This window comes from Armatimonadota bacterium (genome assembly GCA_029907255.1).
GTDB lineage: Bacteria > Armatimonadota > UBA5829 > DTJY01 > DTJY01 > JAIMAU01.
Genome location: JARYMF010000012.1, coordinates 76206 through 88856, shown reverse-complemented (window position 1 = coordinate 88856; position 12651 = coordinate 76206). Strand labels below are relative to the sequence as shown.

The following is a 12651-nucleotide window of genomic DNA, read 5'->3' as shown; positions in this document are numbered from 1 at the left end:
GTGCCTGGAGATACGCCAGAGTAGTTATATCCATTGGGGTTGTATACGCAGTTGTTGCGAAGCGTCGGCGAGCCACTGGAACGGTATATCCCTGAGGTGTTAAATGCAATTATGTTGTTTGAGATGGCAGGAGTAGAGGAGGAACCAGTGCAATATATCCCTCCGCCGTTCGGCGATGCGCTGTTTCCAATTATGGTGTTGTTCGAAATGATTGACGAGGAGTAGCAGTATATCCCACCGCCACCGCTGCTGCTACTGCCGCATGCGGTGTTCGCGGCTATAACGTTGTTTGCAATGATGGGCGAGGGAGAGCTAATGCAAAAGATTCCACCGCCAGCAGTGGATGCTGTGTTTTCTGCTATGGTGTTGTTTAATACAATTGCCGAGGAACCTGAGCAGTATATCCCACTGCCGTTAGATGCGCTGTTTCCAACTATGGTGTTGTTAGAAATGGTTGGCGAGGAGTAGGAACAAAGTATTCCGCCACCGTCGCCGCCGGGTGCACTGTTTGTAGTTATGGTGTTGTTCGAAATGACTGGTGAGGAGTAGAAGCAGTATATCCCGCCGCCGTATCTGCCCGTGCTGTTTGCAGTTATTGTGTTACTTGAAATGATTGGTGAGGAGTGGTTGCAGTATATCCCACCGCCGTAGGTTGATGCGCTGTTTGCAGTTATCATGTTGTTTGAGATAATTGGTGAAGCGGAAGAGCAGTATATCCCTCCACCATTGGCTGCATTGCCATTTCGTATCGTAAAGCCATCTATACGTGCAGTGTTAGCGCCTATATTACTAACTGTTACCACTGAGCCACCCTGGTTGCCATCCAAAATAGTCGCATTAGCTACCCAGTTCCGCTGCTCCCTCAACGTCTCAGTCCCTGCAAAACCTCCATACACATGCACAAAACTTCTCAGAGTTATACGCTCAACATATGTCCCAGCGGCTACCCATACCTCTCCACCTCCAGCAGCATAAACAGCATCTATCGCAGATTGTACACTCCTCTTTGCACTTGACCAGCTCGAACCATCGTTGCTGTCATTGCCACTAGGACTCACTCGAACAATTACAGGCTCTACCTCACATGCCGTACCATCCGACTCATCTGCCCCTATGTCTACACTAACTCCCTGTATCCTTGCCTGCCCATCAATGTCAACCCATCCAGGCTGTACTACACTGCTGTCACCAGCATCAATACACGGAGAATCAAGCTTTATGTGGAAGTTCCCATACTCCAAAGAACAAAGCTTCGGGTCAACCTGAATGTCGCCAGTGCCTGGAGATACGCCAGAGTAGTTATATCCATTGGGGTTGTATACGCAGTTGTTGCGAAGCGTCGGCGAGCCACTAGAATTGTATATGCCTGAAGAATTGAACGCAACTATGTTGTTTGAGATGATTGCCGAGGATGGACTGGCGCAGTATATCCCACCGCCGTAGGTTGCGCTGTTTCCAACTATGGTGTTGTTGTAGATGGTTGGCGAGGAGGAGGAGGAACAATATATCCCACCGCCGTAGCTACTTGAGGACGCTGAGGAGCTGTTTCCAACTATGGCGTTGTTGTAGATAATTGGCGAAGAGGAGGAGCAGCATATCCCGCCACCGTAGGATGCGTTGTTTGCAATTATTGTGTTGTTTGAGATAATGGGTGAGGAGTAGGAACAAAGTATCCCACCACCGCTGTCATACGTTGCTTTCCCATTTCGTATCGTGAAGCCATCTATACGGGCGGTGGTGGCACCTATATTACTCGCCTTCACCACTGAACCACCCTGGTTGCCATCCAAAATAGTCACATTAGCTACCCAGTTCCGCTGCTCCCTCGACACCTCAGTCCCTGCAAAACCTCCATACACATGTACGAAACTCCTCAGCTCTATACGCTCAACATATGTACCAGTAGCTACCCATACCTCTCCACCCCCAGCAGCATAAACAGCTTCTATCGCTGACTGGACACTCCTCTTCGCACTTGACCAGCTCAAACCATCGTTGCTGTCATTGCCACTAGTGCTCACACGAACAATTACAGGTACTATCTCCTCACATGCCGTACCATCTGACTCATCTGCCCCTATGTCTACACTAACTCCCTGTATCCTTGCCTGCCCATCAATGTCAACCCATCCAGGCTGTACTACACTGCTGTCGCCAGCATCAATACAAGGAGAATCAGTCTTTATGTGGAAGTTCCCATACTCCAAATAACAAAGCTTCGGGTCAACCTGAATGTCGCCAGTCCCAGCTGATACTCCCGAGTAGTTGTAACTGCCTGGGTTGTATACGCAGTTGTTGCGAAGCGTCGGCGAGCCACTAGAATTGTATATGCCAGAAGAGTTGAACGCAATTATGTTGTTTGAGATGGCTGGCGAGGAGGAAGAACCAATGCAGTATATCCCGCCCCCATTAGTAGTGCTGCTACCGCGGACGATGTTTGCAATCAGGGTGTTGTTTGAAATAATTGGCGAGGAGGAGTAGCAGTATATCCCACCGCCGCCGCTGCTGCTACCGCCATAGGCGGTGTTTGCGGCTATAATGTTGTTTGCAATGACCGGAGAAGAGGAGTAGCAGGCGATTCCACCGCCGCCCTCAGGCACGCTGCTTCCACTTGTAATACTGTTAGAAGTTATGACGTTGTTTGAAATGGTGGGCGAAGAAGAGGAGCAGTATATCCCACTGCCGCCACCTGCTGCGCTGTTTGATCTTATGCTGTTGTTTGAGATGATTGGCGACGAGGAATAGCAGTGTATCCCACCGCCGTAGGTTGCGCTGTTTGTAGCTATGGTGTTGTTTACAATGATGGGAGAGGAGGAGGAGTAGCAGTATATTCCGCCACCGTAGTTGGATGCGCTGTTTGCAGTTATGGTGTTGTTTGAAATTATTGGCGAGGAGTTGGAGCAGTATATCCCGCCGCCGTTGGATGCACTCCCATTTCTTATTGTAAACCCATCTATACGGGCAGTGGTGGTGCCTAGATTGCTCGCTGTCACCACTGAACCACCCTGGTTGCCATCCAAAATAGTTACATTAGCAACCCAGTTCCGCTGGTCTCTCTCAGTCTCAACACCGCTGAACCCACCATACAAAGCCACATCCTTCTTCAGCGTTATACGCTCAACATATGTTCCAGCGGCTACCCATATCTCATCGCCCGCAGAAGCCGCATTTATCGCAGCCTGAACCGTTTGATAGGCATTGTCCCAGCTGTCACCAGGACCATTTGCGGGGGAATTCCACTTGACGCGAATGATACTGGCCGAAGCAGAAGCCGACAAAACAAGAAGAATGCACACAGAAAGCAGTAAAATCCTGCAAAGACTTCTCCTCTCCATCTCTTGCCTCCAACATAAGAGCTGTATCACTCCACAGGCGGCATAGGAGCCTTAGGGGGTGAAATATGGGTTAAATAATATACTAGCAAATTTAAACCAAATTGTCAAGCGGTTTATTGTTCGGGCATGTTGCTCTTCGGCTATTGTGAGATGTCTGAGGTAGGGTGGGGAGGCTTGCATTTAGGTAGCAAGGATAGCTTGCACTCCTCGCCACCTTGCACAAACAGCGGCAGTCTCGCGGACCAGGTGTGAAGTGTGGATATATGCCCATGCCGAACTTTCTTCTCATGCGCGGAATCAATAGTTGCTCCTTTCACAGGAAACGCCACTTCGATTAAACGACGATCAGCCATTCGAAGTACTCGTTGTCCACTTTAAGAACTCTTCCCCTTTTATCGGTTTTGGACATGATGGCCCCAATTCGCCGATGAAGCGCGATGTGACAGTATAAGCATACTCTTTCCTCTTTCTTTGCACTCTAACTCCCATCTTGTATGCAAGCTTGACAGGAAGACAGGTAACACTCGATAGTATTAATGTGTTCCTAGACCGCGTGATAGCAACGTAGAAAAGTCGGCGTTGCTCTTCCAAGAAATGTTGCTTCTCTTCATCGGTCTTGGCATTATTCGTTTCAGAAGGAATCAGACCTTCGACACACCCCGCCACCACTACCAAATCGGCAGTCAGTCCTTTCGACTTGTGAAGGCTCATGACTCGTACATAGTCCACATTGGTCGGCAACTCGGGCTGAATTAGATTTGTTCGGAGGGCGTCGAGCAAAGTGGAGGCATCATAATCCGCTTCATCGATCACAGATGCAAACGATCTAAAAGGCTCAGACCATGCGTTTTCTGCTGGGAAGAGAGCATCAAGTAAATCCGCGCCGTAGAGATCGCCCATTTGAGTTTTAAAATCGACCAGTTCCCGATAACGTTCAAGCAGATATCCAGTGTTCGACAATTGTAGATTCCCTTTATTGAGCGCGTCCAGCGCTTCTCTGGGCGATTTGCCATTCTTCCGGCAATACTCTCTGAGCCGCGACCATTGTTTGCTCGCGAGGTTTTTGCTTCCAAACCCACACCAACACCGAAGCGCGACGCGGTCATCGGGTTCAGCGAGCAATGTAAGAAGCGTGAACATCTGCTGAGATTTTGACTCCTCCAACTTTTGTGGCGAGCCATCGAATGCTTCCTCGCTGAAAAAGCTGTGCGCCGGTATTCCTTTATGATTGATTGAATTCCTGATAGCGTAGCCTAAGTCTCGTCTAGGAGCTAGTATAAGGACACCGCCGGGCTCCACTTTCCCCGAGGCAATGCGGGTCTCAACAAACTGGGCGATACCCTCAGCTTCTTCATCCATACTCTGCCACTGGACGACGTATACTTCACCTTGGGAATTGCATGTCGAATTCTTCTCCAGGCTCCTTTGAATGCGGCTTTTGTTGTTAGAGATCAGAGAGTTCGCCATCATTACTATCTGATCCGGGCATCGCCGGCACCCATTTAGACTTATAGTTTTTGTTCCTGGATGATTTTCTTCGAAACTCGCGATACCATCTGGATGCGCGTACTTGAATGAGTATATCGACTGATCCTCGTCTCCTACGACGGTAAGGGAACCATTTTCGGAAAGTAGATCTAGTATTGACTGTTCGGCACGGTTCAGATCCTGGTATTCGTCCACAAGCACATGGTCAAATTTGTCTCTCTCGGGGCACTTTGGGTTGTCTCTGATATAGCGCAAGGCCTCGGGAATAAGCTCGCCGATGAGCATTGCTTCGTGGAAGCGTAGCCAATCACTAAGATCATCACTGAACCTTTTATCCTCCTCAGATTCAGGCCAGCCCGGCATCTCGTGCTGAAGCCTAGCCCACGCGGCGTTAAAGGCTTGTATCTTATTGATGACTTCACGCAAATCCCCGTGTCTTGCCTTCAAGTCTTCTTGTAAGAAGCGTTCCTCAAACTGAAGCAATGGTCGAGGATGCCGTCCAGTAATCTCAAGAACTTCTGATCTATTGAGCATAGAGAAACATAAAGCGTGTAATGTACCAGCGTAGACTTTCTCTACACCCTCTATGCCAAGCTTGGACAATTCTGATTTCAAATCGGCTGCAGCCGTGCGCGTAAATGTACATACCAAGATTTTGTCTGGAGAAATGTTATCATTCTGGATGAGCTTGGCAACCCTGCGTACAAGTGCAAAGGTCTTGCCCGTGCCTGGGCCGGCAATTACTCTTAGCGGAGAACAGGGTGTCTCCGCGATATTCTTAGTAACACCGTCAAGTCCATCATCCCATTTCATGCTATTCACCCTTCGCCGCGTCGAATATCTCGGTTTCAGATATCCTGACGCTTCCTATTGTTTTCGCCAGCAAGCTACCGAATGGGTCCTGCGTTCGCAGAAGCCTCGGATAAGCCGTGGCGCAATCGTAAACTCCATAAAGCCAATAGCTACTTCGAAACCGGCGGCTTCCTATATCTCATTGCTGGCAGCAGCCGACTAAAACAAAGAAAACGTACACAGAAAGCAATAATGCGGATAGAACCACATACTTTTTGTCTTCAACTACTTTAGCCTTAAATATGGCATTACACCCAAATGTGGTGGGTGGTTTTAAAGGTAAAAATAAGTTTGAATTATATTTTAACAAACAATGCCTAAATTATCAAGCGGTTTATTGTTCGGGTATGTTGTTTCTCTGCAATTGTGAGGTGTTTCAAAGGTGGTCGAAGAGAGACAAAAGGAGCACATGCAGGGGAATTTAGAGGCTACTATATCTACAGGTTACTAGCAATGCAAACAGCGCTCACATCAGTTTTGTTGCCCAATCTCACGTTAGAAATGAAAAAAACCCCGCCGGTTAGTCCAGCGGGGTTTTTGGGTGGAGAGAAACTTTGTCCGCTATTGCGTAGTGGAGGAGATGCTAACTTCACAAAAAGTGACGGTGGGGTTCTCTCAAGTCCAAGAGATCTGCTTTCCGTTTATACCACGAATCATTCTTTCATGTAGGCTGCACAAGCGACTGAAGAGGTTGCGAACACCAATACAAGGGAAGCGTCGATGGCGTACCGAATATCCACGCCGAAAACTATCGACAGCAACGGCACAAGGACTATGCCGCCACCCCATCCATCCGGCGAGCCCAACCAGGCTGATGTCAGTACGCCATATGAATCATATCTGTGCGTATATCTCACTACAAATATACAGCGATATGCGCCCATAACACCCGTTCATCCTGGCGATATGACTACCAACAATGAGGACCGGTAGTAATAACTGGATTAACGATCTGATATGCGATATGCAGAAACTGTCTGCGTCAGCAAGCAAGCTCAACTGCGTGCGATGTTAGCCTACAGTCGCTGCCTATTGCTCGCTTAGATTATTCACATCTTCTATGAAGGATTCCATCGATTTCGTTAGGCTTTGGGGCACGACCCCCACTTCCGAAGATACTCTCTGCCGGCGTCGGTGATTCTATATTCATGCCTGGCCGGTCCACTGCTGCTGGTATCGCGGACTGGTTACCGAGAGTCTGCACCTAACCACCTGCAGATACCATCTTTGGCATCTTGGCCAGGACAACTGCGAGTGTCTCTCGTTTGTTATCTCTGAAAAGTGTTAGAGCCAACTTCTAACCGACAGCCGCCTTCCCCATAAATTCCTGGAGAGGATCTGCACTCTCCAGCGGCTTGCCGTTCATGCTGATGATTATGTCGCCTTCACGTATACCCGCACGCTTGGCAGGGCTGTCTGCGGCTACAAAGCCTACGATATCCCCAGTTGCAGTTTTGCCCTCACCAGATTCATGATACTCTCCTGGGTAACCATACCCTCAAATTTCCCTTCGTGCATTACCAAGAGCCCCCGCAGATTGCCACGGGCCATTCGCATCAAGGCATCAAAGGCATCGTCGTTCTCGTCGATCACAAGTTCTTGTTCGGGTGGTTTGGCGACGGTACCGACGGTCGTGGTAGCCCATTGCTCCCTGGGGATACCCCGTACCTCGTCTACAGTGACTATTCCAAGGAGTCTATCATCCTCCGACACGGGATAGGCGCGGTAGTCATATTTTAGCAGGTAGTCCTCAGCGAACTCATCGAGAGTGGTATGGGGAGCTATGTGTGGGTAGTCTGTCATCATGACCCGACTCACTTCCACCCCCGATAGCGCCCGCTTAAGCACAAGCATCTGGTAGCTTTGATGGGCTGCATTGTTCAGAAACCACCCGATGAATATCAGCCATAGCCCGCTGAGAAACTGCCCGGACAGCATGATCAGGAACCCGCCGGCAATGAACAGATACCCAAATCCCTGCCCAACACCGGAGGCGATTCTCGTGGCTTTGTCGATATCGTGCATCGAGCCCCAAAGTATCGCCCGCAGCACTCGGCCGCCGTCCAGGGGGAATCCTGGAATCAGATTGAAGACTCCGAGAGCCAGATTGATACCTCCCAGATACCCGACGATGGCTAGCCCAAGTTCTCCGAACGTAGCGATTCCTCCCAATCTCGCGGCCACGAGCAGCAGGATACCCAGTACAATGCTTGTCGCAGGACCGGCGATAGCCATCTTCAGTTCGAGTCCAGGCGTCTCAGGCTCTTCAGTCAACTCAGAAACTCCGCCAAAAATGAAGAGCGTGATTCCACCAACCGGAAGTCTATTCTTCTTTGCGACGTAACTGTGCATAAGCTCGTGCAGTAGCACGCTGCCGAAAAGGAGCAAGGCGGCAATCACACCCCCCAGCCAGTTCATAGGCGCACCCAGATTGGGCTTGAATCGAGGGAAATATCCAACCGCAAGCGTGTAGACGATCAGTCCGAAGATTATCAGCCAACTCGCGTCGATTTTGATAGGTATGCCCAATATCCTTCCGAGACGTATACTCATAGTTTTTTACCTTCCCTTTGCGGATTCGCAAATACTCACATTGTTCTTTGCCTGGAGTGGTCTGCCTCAAACATCCCCGCCTTTACCATGCTTTAATCTTCACGTTTAGCAATCGTAATGCAACATAACCGGCTATGAATGGTCCAGCATATGCAAATATGGGCAACCACCCATCAGGTGTCATCAATTCCGCGTCGCGGGTAAAAAAGAACGAGGATACTCCAACTGGCAAGGTTACACTATGGACGTGCTAAAGACGCAAAACCTGACGAAGAGTTTCGGAGAACTGACTGCGGTTGATTCCATGTCGATCACTGTTCAAGCAGGTGAGGTGTTCGGATTGCTAGGTCCGAACGGAGCCGGAAAGACAACCGCAGTTAAAATGCTGACCACCCTGCTGCCTCCTACATCTGGCGATGCTTGGGTGGCCGGTTTTGATATCGTCCACCATGCGGCCGAAATACGGCGAGTGATTGGCTATGTTCCACAAGCTATATCAGCGGACGGCACATTGACCGGCTACGAGAACCTGCTCATTTTCGCGAAGCTGCACGATATACCGCGTCAAGAGCGCGCCAGTCGCATACAAGAAGCTCTCGATTTCATGGGGATCGCAGATTCGGCACACCGACTGGTGCGCGAGTACTCTGGCGGTATGATTCGTCGCCTGGAGATTGCGCAATCCATATTGCATCGACCGCAAGTGCTCTTCCTGGATGAGCCAACTGTGGGGCTGGACCCGTCGGCACGCAGGATTGTCTGGGAGCATCTGGAAAATCTGCGAGCGGAATACGGCACAACTATCTTCATGACCACTCATCTCATGGATGAAGCCGATGCCTTCTGCAGCCGATTGGCGATAATGAACCTTGGAAAGGTAGCTGTAACCGGCACGCCCGTTCAAGTGAAGGCTTCCATCGGCAAAGACAACGCTACCATGGACGATGCATTCATCTACTACACTGGTGGAGCAATGGAATCGACTGGAGGTTACCGTGAGGCAACAAGGACACGACGCACCGCGCGCCGACTCGGTTGAGGCAGGCCGTATTCATCGCAGCAATGTGCTGACCTCCATCTACCGATATGTTGGCAAGACCCTGGTAATCGCTGAACTGGAGGTGCGCAAACTCGGCCATGACCCAACAGAACTGATCTCCCGAGCTGTGCAGCCGGCGATCTGGCTACTTGTTTTCGGAGAAGTGCTAACCCGGGTGCGCGCGATCCCTACGGGTGGATTTCCCTACATAGACTTTATGGCCCCCGGAATACTGGCCCAGAGTGTCCTGTTTATCGCAATATTCTACGGAATCGCCGTGATCTGGGAACGAGACCTGGGAATTCTCCAGAAATTCCTTGTTAGTCCTGTCCCCCGCTCTGCTTTAGTTCTCGGAAGATCGCTGTCAGCCGGAGTGCGAGCAATATCTCAGGCCATAATCGTGTATACACTTGCAGTGCTTCTTGATGTCAGAATCAACTGGGACCCCCTGAAACTACTTGGTGTTTTGCTCGTGGTGCTGCTAGGTGCGGCATTTTTCTCCACATTTTCTCTAATCATCGCAACCTTGGTCAAGACGCGAGAGCGTTTTATGGGGATAGGCCAACTACTTACGATGCCCCTGTTCTTTGCGAGCAACGCAATCTATCCTCTCTCTCTGATGCCTTTGTGGTTGAGAATAATCTCTTACATTAACCCTCTTACCTACGAGGTTGACGCATTGAGGTCGCTGATGCTCCTGGGAGGCAAGAGCGTTCATCCTTTACCGCTGGACATTGGTATACTGCTGGGAGCGACGGCAGTCTTGGTTGTCATAGGCGGCTGGTTGTATCCAAGGGCTGTTACATGACGCCAGGATATTCAAGGGCAGGAATCGTCCAGCCGAGAATCAGTGCTCTTCCGGCAGGCTCGTCTCTTCCCTTTTCTCTCCACGCTCTTGGCCCAGTCCCATAGTCAGCGCCGTCATCCCGGCGACATTCCCTAATTGCATGGTCTCCACGGCTGTGCTGGGCACAATCACGATTGTCGCATTCTGCTTCAGACCCTCATAGAGCATATTCATAGCCCTCAAATGTAGAGCAATAGGGTTGTCAGTGTAGGTCTTGGCCGCTTCTCCGAATTTCTCCGCTACCTGTCGCTCCGAATCTCCCAGTATCACTCTTGCCTGGCGTTCTCTTTCAGCTTGGGCTTGCATCGACATCGCCTGTTCCAACGCCGACGGAATCAGCACATCCTTGACTTCGACCGAGATGACGTTGACGCCCCAGGGCTCGGTGCGCTCATCAATGATCTTCTGCAATTCTGCACCGATCTTTTCCCTACCTTCCAGCATGTCTGAAAGCATAGTCTTGCCGATGACATCACGCAAAGCGGTTTGGGAGGCCCAACTTATGGCGCTCTGGTAGTCGGCCACATCCAAAGCTGCCTTCTTAGGATCCAGGACTTTCCAGAACAGAACTGCGTCTACATCCACCGGTACCGTATCCTTTGTGAGAGTCTTTTCTGCCTTGAAGGAAGTTGTTATCACGCGGATGTCAATCCAGTAAGGTATGGCATCGATGATTGGGATGATGAGGAACAATCCTGGTCCCTTAAGCGAACGAAAATGGCCCAGCCTCAGTACCACCGCTCTTTGCCACTGATCCGCAACCTTAATCGCCGAGGAAACAATAAGAGCAAGCACAAAGGCGCCGACCCCAATCCATACGCTTCCTGCATTGGCTGAAACTCTGTATATTGCATATGCTAATCCAACGCCAATGCCAAGAATCACGATAAAAATCAGCCCTGCAAGGGAACTTCCTGTTCTCATCTTGAGTACCTCCATCAATGGGTTGCCCAGATACAATAGGCTTCCGGGTTGCCTAACCAGTTGCACTGCGAAGCTGCAACACAGTGTAGGCATCAGATATCAGGTTCGCCTTCTTCTTCCGGCAGAGTTCCGATGGGCTCAGACTCCATCTCTGATATATCGATTCATAATCAAGATGGCGATCAATCACCTGCGTCAACTCAGAGGATTGCGCCACAAGAGCTTCCCACTCCGGCACGACCTGCAATGGCAGATCATCTGTACCGGGTAGGGCAATTCGCATTCCCACCTCCTGAGGAACCATTCCTCCTATCTGTTCTCTCATCAGGTCACCTTCTTTCTGGCAATCGTTCCATGCTGACCTTCGATATCTACAGTGGGGAGTTGCCAGACACCCACAGCGCCCTGAAAGCTACAATTAGCCATCTACCCAGAACATGGAGTCTGGGAAACAACATCCGCCCGAGAAGCACAAGGGGCTGCCTTGCGAGGAACGACATAACGCCTGTATATCGTCCCTGAAGGTCACAAACCGCGGAAGACGATCAGCGGACGAACAGGCTGTACGTCAGCACGCTGAGGACAAAGGTGGTGATACAGTATACTTCCAATTCCGGGCCATGAAGGCGAAGAAGAGGGCGGAGCCAAGCACGCGCATATACGGAGTAAGCATCAACACCCCTATGCCCAGGTTCACCAGCGGGTCCCGCCGTGCGGCCCGCGAACTCGTTCCCTGCGCAATTGCTGACAGAAACCAAAGCAAGTTCACACCCTTGATCAAATAAGAAACACCTAGTTTCCCGGTTGCGAGCCAGTGCCAACCCACGCCCACCACCACGAGAGTCATGCTGAGGGCCACTCCTCCCAGCAGAATGTAGCCTATGAACCCCTCCACACTCCCCCAGAGAATCAGTAGACCAATTGCCGCTGTTCCCGCTTCAGCTACGGAATAAGACAGCACCGGAAGGTTCAGCAAGGACATAACGCTGGGCAGGCCGTCCCACAGTACATGTAACCCCACGACAACCAAATACGCAACCAGCATGCGAGCATCGAACCTGAAGTGTCTTGGTCTGCTCTCACGGTACAGGATAGCCGCCAGGAAGCTGTCCACGTGCCATGACCGATGGACAGGAGTCCACGCAAAAGGGTGTGTCCGAACACCTCAGGCAGGTTACCCCTACTCTGTAGAAAAGCAACAAACAAATAGCCGATATTCTCGAGGGTAGCAAAGCTCATTACTGCAATAGCGCCGAGAATGAGACCGTTCATCTCGGATGTATGATTCTGTGGAGGGTAATGGCAAGCACTCCGAGTATTTTGGAGAACTCCTCGGTCATGCCAACGATGAACGCTGTGTGCAGATTTAGCTTGTGGATAAAGATTGGCTCAAGCAACGACGCTGCAAATACATCTACTATGCCTTCATATAGGAAGCCCAAGGTGATTTTTGGCGCGGCGATCTGGCTGAGTAACCTGTGGTTGTAGAAGAAATATACATAAGCAGTTGGCACTGCAAAGCTGCCGATCAAGATTACGGATGGAAACAGTTTGGGGTTTCACGTCAGTCCCAGAATGACGATTCCAACCGCATACGAGAGCAATCCTGTCAG

At 50.4% G+C, this 12651-nt stretch carries 12 protein-coding genes; 4 read left to right on the top strand and 8 right to left on the bottom strand.

The genetic code is table 11. The features are described from left to right. From QHH26_11305 to QHH26_11295, 3 genes are all read right to left on the bottom strand, one after another. Positions 1-3335 (bottom strand): right-handed parallel beta-helix repeat-containing protein (locus QHH26_11305; GenBank protein ID MDH7482541.1); only part of this gene is annotated, 3335 nt, incomplete at its 3' end. A 140-nt stretch (positions 3336-3475) separates the two neighbouring features. Next, positions 3476-3688: a DUF1156 domain-containing protein gene (locus QHH26_11300; GenBank protein ID MDH7482540.1), complete on the bottom strand. Its 213-nt coding sequence runs from the start codon at positions 3686-3688 to the stop codon at positions 3476-3478. Further along, a complete protein-coding gene (locus QHH26_11295; GenBank protein ID MDH7482539.1) occupies positions 3681-5636 on the bottom strand; it encodes an ATP-dependent helicase in 1956 nt (651 codons plus the stop codon). The genes QHH26_11300 and QHH26_11295 overlap by 8 nt, the downstream gene beginning before the upstream one ends. Positions 5637-6395: 759 nt before the next feature. Here QHH26_11295 and QHH26_11290 point away from each other — a divergent pair. Beyond that, the gene (locus QHH26_11290; GenBank protein ID MDH7482538.1) at positions 6396-6608 is read left to right on the top strand and encodes a hypothetical protein; all 213 of its coding nucleotides are present in this window, start codon (positions 6396-6398) and stop codon (positions 6606-6608) included. 112 nt (positions 6609-6720) lie between these two features. On the opposite strand, the gene QHH26_11285 is transcribed toward QHH26_11290, so the two are convergent. Further along, positions 6721-6879: a hypothetical protein gene (locus QHH26_11285; GenBank protein MDH7482537.1), complete on the bottom strand. Its 159-nt coding sequence runs from the start codon at positions 6877-6879 to the stop codon at positions 6721-6723. A 227-nt stretch (positions 6880-7106) separates the two neighbouring features. Further along, positions 7107-8228, bottom strand: coding sequence for a site-2 protease family protein (locus QHH26_11280; GenBank protein ID MDH7482536.1), 1122 nt, complete (start codon positions 8226-8228; stop codon positions 7107-7109). Between the two features lie 241 nt (positions 8229-8469). Between QHH26_11280 and QHH26_11275 the strand changes: the two genes are divergently transcribed. Both QHH26_11275 and QHH26_11270 read left to right on the top strand, forming a co-directional pair. Then, entirely contained in the window at positions 8470-9267 is a 798-nt protein-coding gene (locus QHH26_11275) for an ATP-binding cassette domain-containing protein (protein ID MDH7482535.1), read from the top strand. Between the two features lie 10 nt (positions 9268-9277). Then, positions 9278-10075, top strand: coding sequence for an ABC transporter permease (locus QHH26_11270; GenBank protein MDH7482534.1), 798 nt, complete (start codon positions 9278-9280; stop codon positions 10073-10075). Positions 10076-10114: 39 nt separating this feature from the next. Here the strand turns inward: QHH26_11270 and QHH26_11265 are convergent, their stop codons facing one another. Next, positions 10115-11038: a slipin family protein gene (locus QHH26_11265; protein ID MDH7482533.1), complete on the bottom strand. Its 924-nt coding sequence runs from the start codon at positions 11036-11038 to the stop codon at positions 10115-10117. A gap of 132 nt (positions 11039-11170) precedes the next feature. On the opposite strand from QHH26_11265, the gene QHH26_11260 reads away from it, so the two are divergent. Continuing rightward, positions 11171-11560: a hypothetical protein gene (locus QHH26_11260; GenBank protein MDH7482532.1), complete on the top strand. Its 390-nt coding sequence runs from the start codon at positions 11171-11173 to the stop codon at positions 11558-11560. A gap of 46 nt (positions 11561-11606) precedes the next feature. Here the strand turns inward: QHH26_11260 and QHH26_11255 are convergent, their stop codons facing one another. Both QHH26_11255 and QHH26_11250 read right to left on the bottom strand, forming a co-directional pair. Then, entirely contained in the window at positions 11607-11999 is a 393-nt protein-coding gene (locus tag QHH26_11255) for a DUF1634 domain-containing protein (GenBank protein ID MDH7482531.1), read from the bottom strand. Between the two features lie 307 nt (positions 12000-12306). Further along, positions 12307-12552, bottom strand: coding sequence for a hypothetical protein (locus tag QHH26_11250; protein MDH7482530.1), 246 nt, complete (start codon positions 12550-12552; stop codon positions 12307-12309). Between the last annotated feature and the right edge of the window lie 99 nt (positions 12553-12651).

Excerpts from the sequence above, each read along its gene's own strand:
- QHH26_11300 (MDH7482540.1), bottom strand. The coding sequence starts at position 3,688 with ATGGCTGATCGTCGTTTAATCGAAGTGGCGTTTCCTGTGAAAGGAGCA.
- QHH26_11295 (MDH7482539.1), bottom strand. The coding sequence starts at position 5,636 with ATGAAATGGGATGATGGACTTGACGGTGTTACTAAGAATATCGCGGAG.
- QHH26_11290 (MDH7482538.1), top strand. The coding sequence starts at position 6,396 with ATGGCGTACCGAATATCCACGCCGAAAACTATCGACAGCAACGGCACA.
- QHH26_11280 (MDH7482536.1), bottom strand. The coding sequence starts at position 8,228 with ATGAGTATACGTCTCGGAAGGATATTGGGCATACCTATCAAAATCGAC.
- QHH26_11275 (MDH7482535.1), top strand. The coding sequence starts at position 8,470 with ATGGACGTGCTAAAGACGCAAAACCTGACGAAGAGTTTCGGAGAACTG.
- QHH26_11265 (MDH7482533.1), bottom strand. The coding sequence starts at position 11,038 with ATGAGAACAGGAAGTTCCCTTGCAGGGCTGATTTTTATCGTGATTCTT.
- QHH26_11260 (MDH7482532.1), top strand. The coding sequence starts at position 11,171 with ATGGGCTCAGACTCCATCTCTGATATATCGATTCATAATCAAGATGGC.